Origin of the sequence: Micromonospora sp. NPDC000668 (assembly GCF_042897975.1) — a bacterium.
Lineage (GTDB): Bacteria > Actinomycetota > Actinomycetes > Mycobacteriales > Micromonosporaceae > Micromonospora.
Window position 1 is genome coordinate 50,249 of sequence record NZ_JBIAYP010000009.1, and the last position, 21,064, is coordinate 71,312.

Here is a 21,064-nt window from a genome sequence, read left to right on the forward strand (position 1 = left end):
CGTGGTCGACACCGAGGAGCGGCTGGTCTGGTACGTCGCGTACGGCTCGAACATGCACGCCGCCCGGTTGGCGTGGTACATCGGCGGCGGCTGCCCGCCTGGCGGGCGACGGACGTACCCGGGCTGCCGGGACCCCCGCCCACCGAGCCGATCGGTGCCGGTGTCGCTGCCCGGCGGGATCTACTTCGCCGGCGAGTCCGGTGCCTGGACCGGCGGCATGGCCTTCTACGACCCGCAGCTACCGGGCGTGGCCGCGGCCCGCGCCTACCTGGTCACCGTCGAGCAGTTCACCGACATCGCGGCGCAGGAGATGTACCGGCCAACGGGTGACACGGCCGACCTGGTCCCGGCGACCGGCGCGGCGATCGATGCGGCCGTCGCCGAGGGACGGGCCACGCTCGGCCCCGGGCGTTACGAGACGCTGGTCTGCCCGGGCCAGCACACCGGGCTGCCGATGCTCACCTTCACCGCCCCGGAACCGGCGTCCGCCAAGCGGTGCCGGCCGCCCGCGCCGGTCTACCTCAGCATGATCGCCCGAGGGTTGCGCGAGTCGCACGGCTGGCCGGCCGGACGGATCGCCAGCTACCTGGCGCAGCGCCCCGGGGTCGCGGACGGCTGGCCGCCGGACGCCGTCACGACGCTGGTCACCGAGGCGCTCGCCGTCGACTGACACCCCGGGCCACGCCGGCTGTCCCATCCTGTCTGGACCCGGGCGACAGCGACGTCCGGCGACGTGCGGTCAACCGTCGGTCACGTCGGCGTCATCCGACCGTCCGGGCATATTCGCAGCACTGACGTGCTGCCGGGTCGACCGGTCGGCGTCCGGATGAGAGGCTGTCCGGGCGGGCGGCGATCCCAACCGCCGGCATCCGCGATCGATCCTTCCGACGGCGTCGGTCGGCGGCCCGGTCGACCCACAGTCCGGGCACCGCACGCGCCGATTCTCATGAGGAGTTTCATGTCCATCCCCGGGATGCGTCGGGCCGCCGTCGGCCTGACCGCACTCGCGGTGGCCGCGTTCGGCGCGGTCGCCACCAGCCCCGAGCAGGCCGATGCGAGGCCGAAGCCGGTCGACGTCACCCTGCTGGCCCTCAACGACTTCCACGGCAACCTCGAACCCCCGAGCGGGTCCAGCGGCACCATCGCCGGGCAGGCCGCGGGCGGTGTCGAGTTCCTGTCGACCCACCTGGCCGAGCTGCGCGCCGCCGCCAAGAAGAAGAACACCATCACGGTCGCCGCCGGTGACCTGATCGGCGCGTCGCCGCTGCTCTCCGCCGCGTTCCACGACGAGCCGACCATCGAGGCGCTGAGCATGGCCGGGCTGGACTACGCCAGCGTCGGCAACCACGAGTTCGACGAGGGCGCCGCCGAGCTGCTGCGGATCCAGAACGGCGGCTGCCACCCGGTGGACGGCTGCGCCGACGGCACCCCGTACCAGGGCGCCGGGTTCCAGTACCTGTCCGCGAACGCCTTCAAGACCGCGACCGGCAAGCCGCTGATGGCGCCGTACGCGATCCACAAGGTGCAGGGCGTCAAGGTCGGCTTCATCGGGATGACCCTGGAGGGCACCCCGGAGATCGTCAGCCAGCAGGGCGTCGCCGGCCTCACCTTCGCCGACGAGGCGGTCACCGCCAACCGGTACGCCCGCGAGCTGCGCCGCCAGGGTGTGGAGGCGATCGTCGTGCTGCTGCACGAGGGCGGCACCCAGGCCGCGACCGGCGGCATCAACGACTGCGTCGGCATGACCGGGCCCATCGTGGACATCACCAACCGGATGGACCCGTCGATCGACGTGGTGGTCAGCGGGCACACCCACCAGGCGTACAACTGCGACATCAACGGCAAGCTGGTCACCAGCGCCAGCTCGTTCGGTCGCCTGGTCACCGACATCGACCTCAAGATCGACCGTCGGACCGGGGACGTGCTCTCCGCCGCCGCGGAGAACGTCGTGGTCAGCCGGGACGTGGCCAAGGACCCGAAGCAGACCGCCCTGATCAACCGGTACAAGACCGTGCTCGGCCCGGTCGCCGGCCGCCAGGTCGGCGAGACCACCCAGGCGATCACCCGGAGCCAGGAAACCCTCTTCGGTACGAGTCTGGGCGAGTCCCCGCTGGGCAACCTGATCGCCGACGCGCAGTTCGCCGCCACCGACGACGAGCAGGGCGCCGTCGCCGCCTTCATGAACCCGGGCGGGGTACGGGCCGACCTCGACGCCGGCCTGGTCACCTACGAGGAGGCGTTCACGGTGCAGCCGTTCGCCAACAACCTGGTGACGCTGGACCTGACCGGTGCGCAGCTCTACTGCGTCCTGGAGCAGCAGTTCGTCACCGGCCGGACGCTGTACCCGTCCTCGACCGTCGGTTACGTGGTCGACCCGAACGGCACCACCGGCACCGTGGCTGACCCGTGCGCGGGCACCCGGGTGGTCCGGGGCAGCCTCACCCTCGGCGGCACCGCGGTCGACACCGCCGCCACCTACCGGGTGACGGTGAACAACTTCCTGGCCGGCGGCGGTGACGGGTTCAGTGCCCTCACCGGCGGGACGAACCTGGTCACCGGGCAGATCGACCTGGACGCGTTCGTGGCGTACCTGACCGCGCAGTCGCCGGTCTCCGCGCCGACGCTGGATCGGATCCGCACCACCGCCGAGGTCCCCGCCGCCTGACGGACGACCCCGTGACGATCGGGCCCCGGAGCATCCGCTCCGGGGCCCGACCCGTCTCCGGCGCACACCGCGCCAGCCGCGCCAGCCGCGCACACCGCGTCCGCCGCACACCGCGCCCGCCGCGCCCGGCCGTCAGCGGCGGCATGATCACGCTCGAACATGGATGTAGTGGCCTCCCGGCGTGCCGACGCCACTACATCCTGGATCGAGCACGATCTTGCGCGGCGGCGGCGTGCTCCCGGCTTAGCGCGGCGGCGCGCCCCCGGCTTAGCGCGGGCGGGGTCAGGCGTGGGCGGCGGCTGGGACGGGTGCGGTCGGTGCGGTTGTCGGTCGGCCGTCCTGGGCGGCGGTGAGCAGTCGGCGCAGCGAGAGCGCGATCAGCGAGGCGACCAGGCAGCCGCCGACCACCGTCGCCACCCAGACCCTGCCGTCGGCGGCGCCCATGAGCGGGCCGGCGGTCACCGGGCCGATCACGCCACTGATCCCGAAGATCATCGAACTCATCGCGTTGTACCGCCCGCGCAGCTCGTCGGTGGCCAGCGCGTTGGTCAGCGCGGGCATCACCGGCGACAGCATCGTCTCGCCGAAGCCGAAGATCGCCGAGCAGGCCACCACGCACAGGGCGGCCACCACGGCGTTTCCGGTGCTGACCAGGCCGCCGGCGCCGAGGACCAGCCAGGCGGCAGCGAACACCGCCCCGACCACGACGAGCGCACCGGTGCGACTGCGCCCCTCGATCCGGCGGATCATCAGGAGTTGGGCGAGCACGATCATCACCGTGTTGGCCGCGAGTGCCCAGGCGACCACCTGGGGCGTCACCTCGACGACCCGCACGGCGTACGCGGCGAAGCCCACCTCGATCTGGGCGTACCCGCAGGTGGTGAGGACCAGCCCGAAGATCACCAGCCGGCGGAACGGGCGGTCGCGGAGCACAGTCAGGTAGCCGCCGGGCGATGGCTCGTCGTCGGTCCGACGATGGCCGAGTCGGTGGCCGACGCCGGGCAGGGTGAGCAGGATCAGCGCCGGCATCAGGTAGCTCACCGCGTCGAGCACGTAGACCGTCTCGAAGGTGCCGGGTCGGGCCGTGTCGACGATCGCGCCGGAGGTCATGCCGCCGATACCGATGCCGAGGTTGAGCAGGGCGAAGTTCAGCCCGAAGACGCGCTGCCGTTCGTCGTCGTCGGTCAGCGAGGCGAGGATGGTGTTCTGCCCGGACCAGATGGCCGAGCTGCCGATGGCGACCACCGTCATCACCAGCAGGGCCGAGCCGGTCGAGTTGACCAGCGCCAGTGAGCCGGTGCCGACCGCCTCGATCAGCAGGCACGGCACCACCACCCGGCGGGCGCCGAACCGGTCGATCAGTGTCCCGCCCAGCGGCGACAGGGCCAGGGTGACCGCGCCGTACCAGCCGATCACCAGCCCGGCACGGGTGTCGGTGAGCCCGCGTACGTCGGTCAGGTAGATGAACAGGAACGGCAGGGTCAGGCCGCGCCCGATCGCCGACAGCAGGGTGCCGATGAGGAGTCGGCGAGCTTCCGAACGGCGAGGTAGGGCGCGACGCAACATTCCGGCATTGTGTTCGCCGGGTGTGACGATCGCGAACCGTTTACCGCGGCGAGGGCTGTCGGTGTGCTCTGCCATGCTGGCCCGGTGAGCGTGACCTGGCGACACCTGCCCGCATCGGCCCGCGAGATCGCCGGCGCCGCCAGCGACGCGGTCGAGGCCGCGAAGGCCCAGGACAGCGAGGCGTACGAGGTGGCGACCACGCGGCTCGCCGCCGCCGAGCGTTCGGGTCTGGTCCTCGGCGCCGTGGTGCGGCTGCTGTTGGAGGAGACCCACCCGGACGGGCTGGACAGCGACGACATCCGGCAGGTGCTGGCGCGGTGTGTGCGCTCGTCAGCCCCGTGGCGACCGGACGTCGACCCGCACGTCGTGCTGGTCCTGCTGGCCGGGGCGCTCGGTGTGTACGACCTGGGCGAGGACAACTCCCCGCCCGACCCGGCGGCGCTCGCCCGGCACGCCCCGCTGCTCGTGGTCGACCTGCTCGCGGGCACGGCTCGGCAGGTCGACGCATACCTGAGCGCGGCGTTCGCCGAGATCGAGCGCACCGAACGGCACGACTGAGACGCTCCGGCCTAACGATCCCGCCAGGTGCCGTTGAGGCGGCCCGGGTGAACCATCCAGTGGGCTGATCGGCGCAGGTTAACGGCCGATCGACGCTGTCCGCATTGGAACTGTCACGGATACGCTCAGTGAAATCGGTGGATGGGATTGTCACGGGGGCGCTTGATGGACATCCGACGGTGGGCACGCCTCGCACTCGTACCACTGACGGGGGGTGCGGCTCTGGTGGGGCCCGCAGCGCCCGCCTCGGCGGCGCCCGCGCCGGTCACCGCCTCGGCGGTCGCAGGTGAACTGCACGTCAGCGAGCTGTGGTGCCAGGGCAGCGGTGACGGCAGCGTGAAGCGACCGTTCTGCACCATATCGGAGGCGGCTGCGGTGGCCGGCCCGGGCCAGACGGTCCTGGTGCACCCGGGGGAATACCAGGAGAACGTCCGGTTCACCCGATCCGGCACTGAGTCCGCGCCGATCACCTTCCGCGCGGTCAATGTCAACTCGGAGATGGTGCGGGTCGGCAGATACGCCACCGGTGCCATCACCGGGACCATCCTGGACCTCACCGGCGTGCACGACGTGACGGTGGAGGGCCTGGTCGTCTTCGGGGCCAACGTCGCCGACGCCGTCACAGTGCGGGACTCCCACCGGGTCCGCCTCGACAAGGTCACCATCTACACCGGCAGTTCCGGTCCCAACGGAGTGCGGATCAGCGGCACGTCGAGCCGGGTGACCGTCAGCCGAAGCTTCGTCCGCACCTGGCAGGGCCCTTCGGTGTCCGTTGAGTCAGGCGTCACCGACACGGTGATCACCGCCAACCAGCTCGACAACTCCGGCCTGGCCGCGGCGAACGCTCCCCGCCTCACGATCACGGGCAACACGATCCACGTCGACTGCAGGTACGGCATCCATCTGGCTGGCAGTTCACCGGGTGCCACGATTCGCAACAACATCGTCGTCACGGCTCGCCTGCGCGGTCGCTGCCTCACTCCGGCGAACGCCACCGGCATCCGGGTGTCCGCCGAGTCGGTGGCGGGGACCAGCACCGACTACAACCTGATCGACCCGCTCGGCGGAGGGGCGCCCTACTCCTGGGCGGGCACCGACTACCCGACCCTCGCCGCATTCGTCGCGGCGACCGGGCAGGCCGCCCACGACCTGGCGGCCGACCCGAAGCTCACCTGGGCGACCGGCGTGGACCGTCACTACCTGGTGACCGGGGACGGGTCTCCCGCCCGGGACTCCGCCGAGGCGAACGCCCCCGGCGCCCTGGACACCGACATGCTCGACGGGTCCTACACCGACGATCCGGCCATGCCGAACATCGGCACCGGCAGCGGATACCGCGATCGGGGAGCGGTGGAGGCACGGGGTGCCGTCACTCAGGACCCGCTACGTGTCGAGCGCAAGGTCGGCGGCGGCACGCTCGACGTGGTCGCCCGGTCGGGCACGCACTCCGTCTGGCCGGTCGAGCGGGAGCGGACCCTGTACGCCTACCACCTCCACGGCGAGCCGTTCTGGCGGGTGACCGACTCCGCCACGGCGGAGTACACGCTGCGGCGAGCCGGCGAAGTCTGCGTCCGGGTGCAGACCTCTCAGACCGACTTCCGGCTGCCCACCTCGTACGACGAACGGATCTGCACCCAGGTCGGTGCACGCTACATACCGGTGGCGCCGACCCGGGTCCTGGATACCCGATCCCGGATCGGTGTGCCCGACACCCGACCGGTCGCCGCGAACGGAACGGTCGAGCTGCCGATCGGCAGCATCGCCGGGATTCCCGGGACGGACATCAGCGCGGTCGTGCTCAACGTGACGGTGACCCAGCCAAGCGCCTCGGGTTTCATCAGCGTCTACCCGAGCGGCGGCTGGAGCACCTCGTCCAGCATCAACTTCGTGAGCGGGGAGACGGTGCCGAACCAGGTCACCGTGCCCGTCCTCGACGGGTCCGCTCTCTTCGACAACGCCAGCTCGGGCACCGTCCACCTGGTCGCCGACCTCCAGGGCTTCTACGCCGCGACCGGGTCCGGCTTCGCGTCGATGTCGCCGACGCGGGTGCTCGACACCCGGGAGGGAGCTGGCGCGCCGATCCCGGCCAAGGGCATCCGCCCGCTCGACCTGTCCGGGCGATTGCCCGCCAGCGCGAAGGCGGCCGTGCTCTCCGTGACGGTCACCGCTCCGACCACGAGCGGGGTGCTCACGGTCTTCCCGTACGGCTCGGCGGCACCAACCGCGTCGAACCTCAACTTCGTCGCCGGGCAGACCATCCCCAACCTGGTCACCGTGCCGGTGGTGAACGGCCGGGTCAACATCTTCAACAACAGCTCCGGCACCACACACGTGGTCGCGGACCTGGCCGGCTGGTTCAGCCCGGACGCCACCCAGACGTTCGTGCCGATCACGCCGACGCGGATCGTCGACACCCGATACAGCATCGGGCTGCCCGGCCGCGCGCCGGCTCCACTCGCCGCCCGGGAGACCGTCCGGTTCGCGCCGTTCCAGAGCGGCGTGGTCTGCGCGCCGGCCTGCCCGACCCCGACGGCGCTGGTGGGCAACGTGACCGTGACCGCACCGACCACGGCGGGCGTGCTCACCCTTCATCCCGGCGGCGGGCAGCGGCCCACCGCCTCGAACGTCAACTTCGTCGCGGGTGAGACCGCGTCGAACGCCGCCTTGGTCGCCGTGGGCTCCGGCGTCGACATTTTCCACAACAGCGGGGGTACGTCCCACGTCATCGTCGACCAGTCGGGCTATTTCATCGCCGCCGCGTCCTGACCCAGCGGCCGGGGTGTTCCGGCTGACCGGGCGTGGTGGATCGTCCGATCGACATGGTCCGCATTCGCGGGCATCGGTATAGGCTCTCGCCGCTACTGAAGATCCACTTGTCGCGGGGATGGTCGATGACACGATCTGTAATGGCACGGCTCACGCTCGTACCGCTGGCTGTTGGCGCGGGCCTGGTGGCCCCGACGCTGCCCGCGTCGGCGGCGGCACCCGCGCCCGCCGTCGCGCAGACACCCGTCGCTGCCCCCGTGCTGGCCGCCGCCGCTGCCGAGCGGTACGTCGACTCGGCCAACTGCGACAACGACGGGGATGGCAGCGCCTCCAGCCCTTTCTGCACCATCTCCCAGGCCGCGGACGTGGTCCGACCGGGCGAGACCGTCCTGGTCCGGCCCGGTGACTACCGGGAGTCGGTGGTGGTCACCCGGTCGGGGACCGAGGGTGCTCCGATCACCTTCCGGGCGGTGAACGGGCCGGGCCGCAGCGCCACCGTGGTCAAGGTGGGCAAGCGGCGAGGCGGCAACGGCAACGAGAGTGCCTTCACTCTGCCCGGGGTGCACGACGTGGTCCTCGATGGCTTTCTGGCGGCCGGTGAGGGCACGGCCGAGGCGGTCCTCGTCGACGGTTCCTCCCGGATCACCCTCGACCGGCTGGTCGCCTCCGAGTACGACGCCCCGGCAGCGGTCCGGATCACCGGCGCTTCCCGGGACGTCACTGTGAGTCGTGGCGCGTTCCGGTCGGGCAGCGGACTGGTGGTGGACCCGGGGGTGAGTGGTGCCGTGGTGACCGCCAGCACCTTCACCCAGAGCGGGATCACGGTGCGGGACGCGCCGGGTACGAAGATCGTCGGCAACACCCTGGAGACCGACTGCACCCTGGCGGTCAACGTCACCGGCACCTCGCCAGGTGTGTCCATCCGGAACAACATCCTGGAGACCGCCACCGGCGCGCTCAGTGACGCGGAGGCGTGCGAGACGCCGTCGGAGGCGACCGCCATCGCCGTCTCGGCCGAGAGCGTTCCGCAGACGGTGGCGGACTACAACCTGATCGAGCCGGCCAGCGGCGGCCCGCTCTACCGTTGGGGCGCCACCGAGTACGCCAGCCTGCCGGAGTTCCTAACCGCCACCGGTCACGGCGCTCACGACATCGCCGCGGTCCCCTGGTTGCGGGCGGCGGATGCCGTGGAGCGGCCGTACTACGAGATCGGCCAGAACTCTCCGGCCGTCGACTCGGCCGACGCCACCGCCGAGGGTGTCTCCCGTACCGATCTGCTGGACAACCCGCACACGGACGACCCGACGAAGGCCAACACCGGCACCGGTTCGGGCTACCACGACCGGGGCGCGGTCGAGGCCCAGGGACCGGTGACGGTCAAGGAGCTGCCGATCCGGCGGAAGGCGGGCGGCACTCCTCTGGACGTGACCGTCGACCTCTCCGTCACCACGGCATGGACCACCGACGGCCCGTTGGGCAAGGTGTCGCGCAACTGGAGCGATGAGAACAACCGTCGGGTGCTGCCGCTGGGGCCCGAGGGCCACCGCTTCCGCCGTGCCGGCAGGGTCTGCGAAGCGCACCAGGTCAGCTTCAACGACTTCCGGAAGTTCCGGGAGACCCCCGTGACGACCTGCCTCGTGCTGGGTGCCGCCTACACGCCGGTGTCGCCGCAACGGGTGCTCGACACCCGTGCCGCGATCGGAGGGGTCGGGACCGTGCCGATCCCGCCGGGCAGAACGGCCACGCTGTCGATCTCTTGGCTCACCGGGGTGCCGGAGATGGACGTCACCGCCGTCGTGTTGAACGTGACCGCCACCCAGCCGACCGCCGCCGGGTTCCTGCAGGTATTCCCGGTGGGTGGACCGGCCGACGTGTCGAGCGTCAACTTCGTCGCCGGTGAGACGGTGCCGAACCTGGTCACCGTGCCGGTACTGGATGCCCGCGAGGTGACGATCGTCAACAAGTCGAGCGGCACGGTGCACGTCGTCGCCGACCTGCAGGGTTACTACTCGGCCAGTGGTTCCGGGTTCCGGTCGGTCGCTCCGTTGCGGGTGCTGGACACCCGCAGCGCCGGCAACTCGGCGTTCGCGCCGAACAGTGGTCGGACGCTGGACCTGTCCGGTCGGGTTCCGTCCGGGGCGACGGCGGTGGTGCTCAACGTGACCGTGACCGCGCCGACGACCAGTGGGGTGCTCACCGTCCACCCGTTCGGCACGGCGGTGCCGGTGGCGTCGAACCTGAACTTCGTCGCCGGGCAGACGATTCCGAACCTGGTGATGGTGCCGGTGGTCAACGGCAAGGTGGCCATCCAGAACGTCAGCTCCGGCCGTACCCATGTGGTGGCCGACCTTGCTGGCTGGTTCGGTGGCGGCGCCACGGACGTCTTCGTGCCGTTCGGCCCGACCCGGATCTACGACACCCGCGGAGGCGAGGGGACGCCACTTGGGTCGAACGTCTCGGAGGGGTTCAGCGTGCCGTACATCGACCGGCTGTCGGGCACGACCATCGGGCAACCGACGGCGCTGGTGGCGAACCTGACCGTCACCGCACCGACCAAGGCCGGCGTGGTCACCGCCTACCCCTATGGCTCGACCCAGCCGACGGCCTCGAACGTCAACTACGTCGCCGGTGAGACCGCCGCCAACCACGTGATCGTGGGGGTCGGCACGGACGGCAAGGTGGCGCTGCTCAACAACAGCTCCGGCGATGCCCACCTGATCGTCGACCAAGCGGGGTATTTCATCAACGGCGCTTCCTGACCTGCGTACCCGTTCACGGCCGTCCATCGCCTGGCGATGGACGGCCGTGTCATACCCGGTCGGACGGTCGACCTTTCGACACCCGGGACGGCACCGGCCGACCGGGTGTGATGCATCGTCCGATCGGCGTCACACCCATCGGCTTACGTCGGTATAAGCTCCCATCTCTTGAAGATCCACTTTGTCGGGACGGTTGATGAGGACTTCTGAACTGGCGCGGCTCGCACTCGTACCGCTGATCGGTGGCCTTGGCCTGGTCGGCCCGGCGACGCCCGCAGCGGCGGCGCCCGAGGCCGCTCTGGCGGCGCCGGTGCCCGCACTCGGGCCGCTGCCAGCTGCGGTCGGAGCCGAGTTGCATGTCAGCAACACGAGCTGCGCGGCGGGTGGCGACGGCAGCCTGACGGCGCCGTTCTGCACCATCTCGGCGGCCGCCGCCGTGGCCGAACCCGGCCAGATCGTCCTGGTCCACCCCGGAACTGAATACCGGGAGTCGGTGGTGATCAGCCGCTCGGGAACCGAGGGTGCGCCGATCACCTTCCGAGCGGTGAACGGGCCAGGTGAGAGCGCCAGCGTTGTCAAGGTGGGCAAGCGCCGTGGTCCCAGCGGCAACGAGAGCGCCTTCACTCTTCGCGGCGTCCACGACGTGGTCCTCGATGGCTTCCGGGCGTCCGGTGAGGGTACGGCCGAGGCCGTCCTCGTCGACGGCTCCTCCCGGATCATCCTCGATCGGCTGGTCGCCTCCGAGTACGAGGCCCCGGGTCGGGTCCGGATCACCGGTGCTTCTGCAGACGTCACGGTGAGTCGTGGCACCTTCGTGGGCGGCAGCGGTCTGGTGGTGGACCCGGGTGTGCGCGCCGCGTTGGTTACCGCGAGCACCTTCACCGTGAGTGGGATCACGGTACGGGACGCCCCGGGCACGAAGATCGTCGGTAACACCCTGACGACCAACTGCACGCTGGCGGTGGACGTCACCGGTACTTCGCCGGGCGTATCGATCCGGAACAACATCCTGGAGACCGCCGGTGGCGCGCTCGATGACGCGCAGGCATGCAGGGTGCCCTCACAGGCGACCGCCGTCGCCGTCTCGGCCGGCAGCGCCGCGCAGACCGTGGCCGACTACAACCTGATCGAGCCGGCCAGCGGCGGTCCGCTCTACCGGTGGGGTGGCACCGAGTACACCAGCCTCCCCGAGTTCGTCGCCGCCACCGGGAACGGCACCCACGACATCGCCGCGAACCCACGGCTGTCGGCGGTACCGACGTATGAGCGGCCGTACTACGAGATCTCCCCGAACTCGCCGGCCGTCGACTCGGCGGACGCCACCGCGGAGGGTGTCTCCCGTACCGACCTGCTGGACAATCCGCACAGCGACTCCCCGGAGGTGCCCAACACGGGCACCGGTTCCGGCTACCACGACCGGGGCGCGGTCGAGGTGCAGGGCCCCACGACGGTCACCGAGGTTCCGGTCCGACGCAAGGCCGGCGGCAACCCTCTGGACGTGGCCGTCGGCCTCTCCGTCACCACCGCCTGGCCCACGGACGGCCCGTTGGGCAAGGTATCCCGCAAGTGGAGCGACGAGCCGTTCCGCCGGATCGTTCCGCTCGGGCCGGAGGACCACCGCTCCCGCCGGGCCGGCAATGCCTGCGAGACCCACCAGGTGACCTTCACCGACTTCCGGTGGACCTACGGAGCCGCCAAAACCAGCTGCACGGTGGTCGGTGCCGCCTACACGGCCCTGACACCACAGCGGGTGCTGGACACCCGCGCCGCACTCGGAGTGCCGGGCACCGTGCCGATCCCGGCGGACACTGAGGTCGTGCTGGCGCTGCCGCAGATCAATGGGATGCCGGCCGCGGACATCAGCGCCGTCGTGCTGAACGTGACCGTCACCGCGCCGACCACCGCAGGGTTCCTGCGGGTCTACCCGGACGGCACCACCCTGCCGGACGCGTCGACCGTCAACTTCGTACCCGGCGAGACGGTGCCGAACCTGGTCACCGTGCCGATGTCCAACGGCAACCTGCGCGTACGCAACACCGCCAGCGGCACGGTGCACGTCGTCGCCGACCTGCAGGGTTACTACTCGGCCAGTGGTTCCGGGTTCCGGTCGGTCGCTCCGTTGCGGGTGCTGGACACCCGCAGCGCCGGCAACTCGGCGTTCGCGCCGAACAGTGGTCGGGCGCTGGACCTGTCTGGTCGGGTTCCGTCCGGGGCGACGGCGGTGGTGCTCAACGTGACCGTGACCGCGCCGACGACCAGTGGGGTGCTCACCGTCCACCCGTTCGGCACGGCGGTGCCGGTGGCGTCGAACCTGAACTTCGTCGCCGGGCAGACGATTCCGAACCTGGTGATGGTGCCGGTGGTCAACGGCAAGGTGGCCATCCAGAACGTCAGCTCCGGCCGTACCCATGTGGTGGCCGACCTTGCTGGCTGGTTCGGTGGCGGCGCCACGGACGTCTTCGTGCCGTTCGGCCCGACCCGGATCTACGACACCCGGAGAGGCGAAGGGGTGCCGCTCGGGCCGTACGGCTGGGGTGCGCTGGCCGTGCCCTTCCTCGACCCAAGGGGCGACAAGAGCGCGCCACAGCCGACGGCGCTGGTGGCAAACCTGACCGTCACCGCACCGACCAAGGCCGGCGTGCTCACCGCCCACCCGAACGGACCCGACCAGCCAACCGCGTCGAACGTCAACTACGTCGCCGGTGAAACCGCCACCAACCACGCCATCGTCGGCGTCGGTGAATACGGGCTCGTCGTGCTGTTCAACAACACCTCCGGCTCCACCCACGTGATCGTCGACCAGGCGGGCTACTTCATCGGCGCCGCATCCTGATCAGTCGACTACCTACGGCCGTCCATTGCACCTCGATGGGCGGCCGTGTCACACCCCGTCCCGTGGGTCCGAACTGTGCCGGTCGTCGGTCCACGCATAGCCAACCGTCGGTATAGGCTGCCGTCCGGAACGCGATCAATCCAGCGGGGGCTGTTGATGAGAAGAAGACTGTGGTCAATCGTGGTCGTACCGCTGGTGGGTGGTGTCGGCCTGGTCGCGCCGACGACGCCTGCGGGAGCGGCGCCGGCCGCCGGGCAGGCCCCGGCCGCCGGGCAGGCCCCGGCCGCCGGGCAGGCTGCGGCGGGGTCTGAGCTGTACGTCAGCAGGACGTACTGCCCGTACCCCGCCAGTGCGGCCGACGGGACGGTCGATCGTCCGTACTGCACTGTCTCGGCTGCCGCAGCGGTTGCGCAGCCTGGTCAGACCGTCCTGGTGCAGGCCGGTTCCTATGTGGAAAACGTGGCTATCACCCGCTCGGGTACCAGCGGTGCGCCGATCACCTTCCGGGCGGTGAACGGTCCGCAGGGCTTCGTCACGTTGAGCGCGCCCGCCTCCGGAGGCAGCGCATTCTCGCTCAGCGGCGTGCACGACGTCACGGTTGAGGGCTTTTCCGTCCGGACGTCGGGGTCCGCTGAGCCGGTCCTGATCGACGGCTCGACCCGGGTGACCGTGGACGAACTCACGATTCGTCCGCCGGCCGGCGTGGTCGGGGTACATGTCACGGGAGCGTCCAGTGACGTGACCGTCAGTCGGGGCTGGTTCGGCGCGTCCGGTGCGCCCGGGGTGGCGGTCGGCGCCGGTGTGACCGGTGCCGTGGTCACCGGCAACCAGTTCCGGGGTGGCCTGACGGTCACCGATGCCCCCGGCACGGCGATCACCGGGAACACCCTGGTGACTGGCTGCGCCTCGGGTATCACGGTGACCGGCGCCTCGCCGGGGGTGGACATCCGGAACAACATCGTGCAGGCCGCCGACCTGTCCGGCAGCGTGCCCGCCGCATGCGACGACCCGACGGCTGCCACCGCGATCGCGCTCTCTGCGGCGTCGGTCGGGCAGAGCGTTGCCGACTACAACCTGATCGACCCGGCGAGCGGCGGCGCCCTGTACGCCTGGGGGGAGACTTCGCACACCGAGCTCGCGGCATTCCGCGCGGCTACCGGCCAGGGCGCCCACGACATCGCCGCCGATCCGAAGCTCAAGCCGCAGCAGGGGACCGAGCGGCCGTGGATCGACCTCGATCGCACGTCGCCAGCGGTCGACTCGGCCGACGCGGGTGCGGTCGGCTCCGGCCCGCTTGACCTGCTCGGTAACTCCCGCGCCGATGTGCCGGAGGTGCCGAACACGGGCACCGGTTCGGGATACCGCGACCGCGGCGCGGTCGAGATCGCGAGCCCGTGGACCGGCGGCGACACCGTCACCGTCAGCCGAAAGGTGGGCGGCGGTCCGTACGACATCGTGACCCGGCTGCCCTGGACAGGTTCGTGGCCGGTGGAGACGACTGGCGGCACCTTCGGCTATCACCTGACCGGCGACCGCTTCGTCCAGGTGGCGGGCGGCCCGGTGCACGAGCAGACGGTGCGCCGGGCCGGCCAGGCATGCGTGCGGGTGTATGCGAGCGGGAACGGTTATCGGGTCATCCCCGAATTCAACCCAGTCAGGGGTGGCTGCACCGTGGTCGGCGCCCGGTACAACCCGGTCACCCCGACCCGTCTGCTGGACACCCGGTCCGGGATCGGGGCCGGCACCTCCGTGCCGGTCGGGCCCAACTCCGAGGTGCTGCTGCCGGTTTCGAGCATCGGTGGTGTGCCGGCGGCGAGCATCGACGCGGTGGTGCTGAACGTGACGGCGACCCAGCCGACGACGGCCGGCTTCCTCACCGTCTACCCGGACGGGACCACGGTGCCGAGTGCGTCGAGCGTCAACTACGTCGCCAACGAGACGGTGCCGAACCTGGTCACCGTTCCGCTGACGAGCGGGGGGATCCGGTTCCGCAACAGCAGCAGCGGCACCGTGCACGTCATCGCTGACCTGCAGGGTTGGTACGGCGCGAATGGCTCCGGATTCAAGCCGCTCACCCCGGTGCGGGTGGCCGACAGCCGCGAGGGCACGACCGGCCCGTACCTGCCGGACACGTCGCGGCAGATCGACCTGTCGTCGAAGATTCCTATCGACGCGACCGCCGCGATCCTGAACGTGACGGTCACCGCGCCGACAGCCGCCGGAGTCCTGAAGGTGTACCCCGGTGGTTCGTTGGTGCCGGTCGCGTCCAACCTGAACTTCGTGGCGGGGCAGACGATCCCCAACCTGGTGATGGTGCCGGTCGTCAACGGCAAGGTGAACATCTACAACCAGAGCTCCGGCACCGTGCACGTGATCGCCGACCTGGCCGGCTGGTTCGGCTCCACGGCCTCTGGCGCTGACCAGACCTACGTGCCGTACGGCCCGCGCCGGGTGGCCGACACGCGGGACGGCACCGGCCTGTCGTACCGCCCGGTGGGGCCGGTCGCGCCGAACTCGTCGATCGGCTTCAACCCGGAGAACGTGCAGCTCAACCGTTCCTGTGCCAGCGCCGTCCTGCAGTGTCCGACCGCGGTGGTGGTCAACCTGACGGTTACTGGGCCGACCACCGCTGGCGTGCTCATCGGTTACCCGTACAGCAAGCCGCGGCCGACCGCGTCGAATGTCAACTTTGTCGCGGGTGAGACGGCCTCCAACATGGCCGTCATCGGGGTCGAGTTGGGTGCGGTGACGCTGTACAACGCCAGTTCGGGCAGCACGGACGTGATTGCCGACCAGGCGGGTTACTTCATCGCCGCCGCCTCCTGACCAACCGTTCCGACCCGGAGCCGGCACCGTTTGGCGGTGCCGGCTCCAGCCGTTCCCCCGGGTGACCGATCGCGTTCTGACCCGGATCAGGCCGTCCGCTCGGCCACCACCTCCAGGTACTCCGCCGGGATCCGCACGGTGGCGTCGGTGGCCCGGTTGTGCGTCCGGGCCAGCTCCACCAGGTCGGCGTGCAGGTGCGGTCGCCGTTCCTCGGGCAGCGCCTCGAACGCCTTCAGCGTCGGCCCGTAGTTGGCCCGGAAGAAGTTGGCGAACTCCTCCGGGGTGCCGAAGCGGAAGACGAACTCCCGGCGTACCGCCCGCACTTCACCCACGGCCCCGCCGAGCAACTCGCGGACCCGGCCCTCGTCGCCCCACTGGACCGGCGGGCGCAGCCCGGCCGGCGGCGGCACGTGCCGCCCCACCGTGCGGAACAGTTCGCCGATGAACCCCTGCGGCGTCCACGACGCCAACGCCACCGTGCCGCCGGGCCGGCAGACCCGGACCAGTTCGGCGGCCGCCCGCTCCTGGTCCGGCGCGAACATCACGCCGACGACGGAGAGCACCGCGTCGAAGGTGCCGTCGGGATACGCCAACCGCTCCGCGTCACCGGTCACGAAGGTGACCGGCAGCCGTTCCGCCGCCGCCCGGGCGTGGCCGCGTTCCAGCAGTTCGGGTACGTAGTCGACGCCGGTCACCGCACAGCCGCAGCGGGCGGCGGCGATGGCCGCGTTGCCGGTGCCGGTCGCCACGTCGAGTACCCGGGCACCAGCCGACAGATCGGCCGCCGCGACCAGCCATTCGGAGATCGGGTGGATGAGCGCGGCGACCGCGCCGTAGTCGCCGCTGGCCCAGGTCACCTGCTGGCGTGCCTTGACGGCGCTGAGATCGATTGCTGTGGTCATCGGTGGTCCCCCTCGGACGGTTCGGTGTGTCACCGACGGTAGGTGGAGTGGTACTCCGGGGGATCGGTAGAAACACCTATGTTGGCCGCACCAGGCCCTGCCGGCGGGCCGCCGCGGCCGCCTGGCCCCGGCTGGGCACCGCGAGCTTGTCCAGCACCGCCGACACGTGGTGGCCGACGGTCCGGGCGGAGAGCGACAGCCGGGCCGCGATCTCGGCGTTGCTGAGCCCCTCGGCGAGCAGCGCCAGCACCTCCCGCTGCCGGGCGGTCAGGCCCGTCGGGTGCGCGGCTGTCGCCGGGCGCGGCCCCCTCGGCACCCGGGCCATCCCACGGCCGCGCAGTTCGGCCCGGATCCGGCGGGCCACGGCGATTGCGCCCAGCCCGTCCAGGATCCGCAGCGCCTCGGCGGCCGCCGGGTCGTCGCCGCAGGCCAGCGCCTCGGCACGGGAGTACGGGCAGCCGAGCTGGTGCCACTCCTCGGCCGCACCGGCCCAGTCACCCTCGATCAGCCGCCGGTAGGGCGACGCCAGCGCGCCGGTGTCCCCGAACGGCTCGCCGACCCGCCACAGCCAGTACGCCAACTCGCCGGCGTACCAGGGTTGGCCCGCGTCGACGGCGAGCCGGTGGGCACGGCTCAGCTCGGGGACCGCCGGTGCCGGCTCGCCGGCCAGCCAGTGTCGTTCCGCCAGGGCCGCGGCGACCGGCACGACGAACTGGAGTTCCCGGCTATGCGCCGCCCAGCGCGCCGCCTTGTCCAGATGCTCGCCAGTGGTCGCCTCACCCCGACGCGCGTCGAGCAGGCCCAGTGCGACCAGGGCCGGGACCAGGCTCCCCCCGGGCTGCGCGGTGCCGGTCAGCGCCCGTTCGGCGTCGGCGCGGGCACCGGCCCAGTCGCCGGTCGTCAGCCGCAGCCGGGACCGGTAGCCGAGCAGGTGCCGGGCGTACCCGTCGAGGTCCCGGGTCGTGGTGAAGCGCAACGCCCGGTCCAGGGCCTCGGCAGCCGGCCCGATCCGGTGCCAATCCAGGGACATGGTGGCCAGGTTGACCAGCGCCCGGGCCGCGTGATCGTCGAGGTGGTGGGCGACGGCCAGGGCGTGCCCACGTTCCAGCTCGATGATGCCGGCGACATCACCGCTCTGGAGGCGGGCCGAGCCGACGTTGACCAGGGCGTGCGCCTCGGTCTCCACGTCGCCGAGCCGCCGGGCCAGCTTCCGGGCCCGGTCACCCCATTCGATGGCCCGGCCGTTGTCGTCGGCGAGCATGAGCAGCTGCGACATGTTGCTGTAGGCCATTGCCAACTGCCTGCCGGGGGTCGCGGACTCCAGCACCTGAACCGCTCGGGTACCCGCCGTCCGGGCCGCCGGGCTGTCCCCGGTCCACCAGCACAGCCGGGACACCCAGCGCAGGTTCTCGCCGATCCGCAGCGGATCGCCCTCGGCCTCCCGCAGGGCGAGCGCGGCCCGCCGGGCGTCCAGCGCCTGCGCGGCCAACCCGGCGAGGTACGCGGCGGTCGCGTACGCCTCCAACAACTCGGCGCGGCGCGGTGCCGGCAGGCCCGCGGCGTGGGGGAGCGCGACGCTGTAGTGGTCCGCTGCCTGCCGGTGCGCGCCCGCCCGGCTGGCCCGTTGGGCCGCCACGGGCGCCCAGTGCAGCACGGCCAGCGGATCGTCGGCGTGGTGAGCGTGGTGCACCAGCCGGGCGGCGTCCACATCCGCCCGGGGCGTGAGTCGGGCCAGCACGGCGGCGTGCAGCGCGACCCGGTGCACCGGGGAGAGTGACTCGCGTACCGCCCGGCCCAGCAGTTCGTGCCGGAACGCCACCGTATTGCCCACCGGCACCAGCACCCCCCGATCCAGGCATTCCTGCACGGCAGCCGACGGGTGACCGTCGAGCAGGTACGGCTCGGCCCGGGACGGGACCACCGAGACCAGGGCGGCGACCTCCCGGGCCGGCGGCGACAACGCGGCCAGTCGGGCCAGCACCAGATCGCGTACGGTCGGCGGCACACCCGGGCCGGTCGCGGCCAGCACCTCGGTGACCAGCAGCGGGTTGCCGCCAGTGGCCTGGTACAACCCGCCCGGGGCGCGGCCGGCGCGCCGGGCCAGCTCCGCGACGGCATCGGTGGACAGGGCGGGCAGCGGCAACCGGCGGACCACTGGCCGGGGCAGGCCCGCGAGTACGGCGTGCAGTGGATGCTCCGCCCCGACCTCGTCGTCGCGCAGGGTGAGCACGAGCAGCGCCGGGTGGCGGGTCAGCCGCCGCCCCAGGTACGCGATGAGGTCCAGGGTGGCCCCGTCCGCCCAGTGCGCGTCCTCCACCACCATCACCGTGCGGCGTCCGGGCCGGGAATCGGTCAGCTCGTCGAGGAGCGCGTCGAACACGGCGTCGCGGCGTTCGGCCTCCGCCGCCGTGTGCAGCGCGCTCAGTCGTTCCGCGAGTACGCCGCCGACCTGCCGGGCGATGTCGTGCACGGGGCCAAGCGCCCGCGGGGTCAGCAGTGGGTCACAGCTGCCCCAGAGCACCCTGGCCCCGGCCGTCGCCGCGAATGCACCGACCAGGGTGGACTTGCCGGCACCTGCCTCGCCCGCGACGAGCGCGATCGCGCCGCCGGGGGAGGCCAGCAGCCCGTCCAGGGTGGCGAGCGCGTCCGCGCGTTCCAGCAGCTCCATCGCGGTCGATGCTAGTCAGCGGGGCGTCGCTGAGACGTCAGCCGCGACGGCAGCATTCACTGGACGTCTCCGTCGCCGCACCGGACACGGTTGCCGTCGGGCCCCGGGTTCCACGGTCCTCGGCACTCGTACGCGAGGTGGCGCCTTGTCCGATTGGGTGCCGATCAACGACGCGGCGAAGGTCAGGGGCCACGACCAGACGTCAATGACGTAGGACCACCAGTCGCGCTTTCGACTCGTGACCCAAATCGCAGGGTGTTCGCGTGGATCGCCGCCGCAAGAGAGCGGTGCTCGCCGGAAACGAATCAAGGCCCCTCGGTGGAGGGGCCTTGACCTGCTGTTACCTCTGGTCGGGGTGGCCGGATTCGAACCGACGACCTCTTCGTCCCGAACGAAGCGCGCTACCAAGCTGCGCCACACCCCGAGGCGTGCCGACAAATAGTAGCCCACCCGCCGCGATGGTCAAACTCGGTACCCCCGCCGGCCAGACCCCGCCCGGAGCAGCCAAGATCCGCACAACTTCAGGGATGTAGTGGCCTCCCAGCGCGATGAGGCACCTATTTCCCTGAAGTTGTGCGGATCTTGACGCCGGGCGCCGGAGTGGCGGTCAGCGGGGGATCAGCGTGAGGATGCTCGCCTCCGGGGGGCAGGCGAAGCGGACCGGGGCGGTCGGGTGGGTGCCGAGGCCGGCGGAGACGTGCAGCCAGGAGTCCGAGCCCGGCCACCGGTGCAGTCCGCGCGCCATCGAGCGGGGCAGGCCGCAGTTGGTCACGAGTGCCCCGGCGCCCGGTACGCAGACCTGCCCGCCGTGGGTGTGCCCGGCCAGCAGCAGCCCGAAGCCGTCGGCGGCCATCTGGTCGAGCACCCGAGGCTCGGGTGAGTGTGCCAGCGCGATGGACAGGTCGGCCGAGGACGAGACCCTGCCGGACACCGCTTCATAGTCGTCCCGGTCGATGTGTGGGTCGTCCACGCCGGCCAGGTCGAGCTGCCGGCCGCCGGCCTTCAGCATGGTCCGGGCGTTGTTGAGGTCCACCCAGCCGGCGCCGGTGAACACCTGGCGCAGCTCCTCGTAGGGCAGCTCGGCGCCCTCGGTGTACTCCCGGTCGGGCAGGAAGTAGGTGAACGGGTTCTTCCACACCGGCCCGGTGTAGTCGTTGGACCCGAACACGAACGCGCCCGGGTAGTCCAGTAGCGGTTGGAGCGCCCGCAGCACCCCCGGCACGGCGCCCGGGTGTGCCATGTTGTCGCCGGTCACCACGACCAGGTCCGGGTCGAGTGCGGCCAGCGACGCCACCCAGCGCTGCTTGCGCGCCTGGTTGGGCATCATGTGCAGGTCCGACAGGTGCAGCACGCGAAGCGGCTCCGCGTCGGCCGGCAGCATCGGTACGTCGTACCGCCGCAGGGTGAACATGTTGCGCTCGATGAGCGACGCGTACGCGAGGGTGGCCGCGCCGACTGCGGCGGTTCCGGCGGCGAGTCGGAATAGTGTGCGCTTTCGCATGGCGTTCAGGGTAGTTTGAC

Annotated in this window: 11 protein-coding genes and 1 tRNA gene; 7 read left to right on the top strand and 5 right to left on the bottom strand. The window is 71.4% G+C overall.

Annotated elements, in window-relative coordinates:
• Position 1: 1 nt before the first annotated feature.
• Both ACFY29_RS33680 and ACFY29_RS33685 read left to right on the top strand, forming a co-directional pair.
• Positions 2-670 (top strand): histone deacetylase, encoded by a 669-nt coding sequence (locus ACFY29_RS33680; protein WP_386992649.1) that lies wholly within the window; start codon positions 2-4, stop codon positions 668-670.
• A gap of 288 nt (positions 671-958) precedes the next feature.
• The gene (locus tag ACFY29_RS33685) at positions 959-2,665 is read left to right on the top strand and encodes a bifunctional metallophosphatase/5'-nucleotidase (protein ID WP_328421342.1); all 1,707 of its coding nucleotides are present in this window, start codon (positions 959-961) and stop codon (positions 2,663-2,665) included.
• A 282-nt stretch (positions 2,666-2,947) separates the two neighbouring features.
• Here the strand turns inward: ACFY29_RS33685 and ACFY29_RS33690 are convergent, their stop codons facing one another.
• Complete coding sequence (locus ACFY29_RS33690) at positions 2,948-4,231, bottom strand: MFS transporter (RefSeq protein ID WP_386992651.1); 1,284 nt, start codon at positions 4,229-4,231, stop codon at positions 2,948-2,950.
• Positions 4,232-4,315: 84 nt separating this feature from the next.
• Here ACFY29_RS33690 and ACFY29_RS33695 point away from each other — a divergent pair, with 84 nt between their 5' ends.
• The 5 genes from ACFY29_RS33695 (at position 4,316) to ACFY29_RS33715 (ending at position 15,973) form a co-directional block, all read left to right on the top strand.
• Entirely contained in the window at positions 4,316-4,789 is a 474-nt protein-coding gene (locus ACFY29_RS33695) for a hypothetical protein (protein ID WP_386992653.1), read from the top strand.
• 225 nt (positions 4,790-5,014) lie between these two features.
• Positions 5,015-7,555, top strand: a complete 2,541-nt coding sequence (locus ACFY29_RS33700; protein ID WP_386992655.1) for a right-handed parallel beta-helix repeat-containing protein — start codon at positions 5,015-5,017, stop codon at positions 7,553-7,555.
• A gap of 125 nt (positions 7,556-7,680) precedes the next feature.
• Positions 7,681-10,314, top strand: coding sequence for a hypothetical protein (locus ACFY29_RS33705; protein ID WP_386992657.1), 2,634 nt, complete (start codon positions 7,681-7,683; stop codon positions 10,312-10,314).
• Positions 10,315-10,510: 196 nt separating this feature from the next.
• Positions 10,511-13,147, top strand: coding sequence for a hypothetical protein (locus ACFY29_RS33710; protein ID WP_386992659.1), 2,637 nt, complete (start codon positions 10,511-10,513; stop codon positions 13,145-13,147).
• Positions 13,148-13,303: 156 nt separating this feature from the next.
• On the top strand, positions 13,304-15,973 hold the full coding sequence (locus tag ACFY29_RS33715; protein WP_386992661.1) for a right-handed parallel beta-helix repeat-containing protein: 2,670 nt from the start codon (positions 13,304-13,306) through the stop codon (positions 15,971-15,973).
• Between the two features lie 86 nt (positions 15,974-16,059).
• Here the strand turns inward: ACFY29_RS33715 and ACFY29_RS33720 are convergent, their stop codons facing one another.
• The 4 genes from ACFY29_RS33720 to ACFY29_RS33735 form a co-directional block, all read right to left on the bottom strand.
• Complete coding sequence (locus ACFY29_RS33720; RefSeq protein WP_386992663.1) at positions 16,060-16,875, bottom strand: class I SAM-dependent methyltransferase; 816 nt, start codon at positions 16,873-16,875, stop codon at positions 16,060-16,062.
• A 76-nt stretch (positions 16,876-16,951) separates the two neighbouring features.
• Entirely contained in the window at positions 16,952-19,543 is a 2,592-nt protein-coding gene (locus ACFY29_RS33725) for an ATP-binding protein (protein WP_386992665.1), read from the bottom strand.
• 347 nt (positions 19,544-19,890) lie between these two features.
• Positions 19,891-19,967: transfer RNA gene (locus ACFY29_RS33730), tRNA-Pro, on the bottom strand.
• A 183-nt stretch (positions 19,968-20,150) separates the two neighbouring features.
• Complete coding sequence (locus ACFY29_RS33735) at positions 20,151-21,044, bottom strand: metallophosphoesterase (RefSeq protein WP_386992667.1); 894 nt, start codon at positions 21,042-21,044, stop codon at positions 20,151-20,153.
• Positions 21,045-21,064 lie beyond the last annotated feature (20 nt).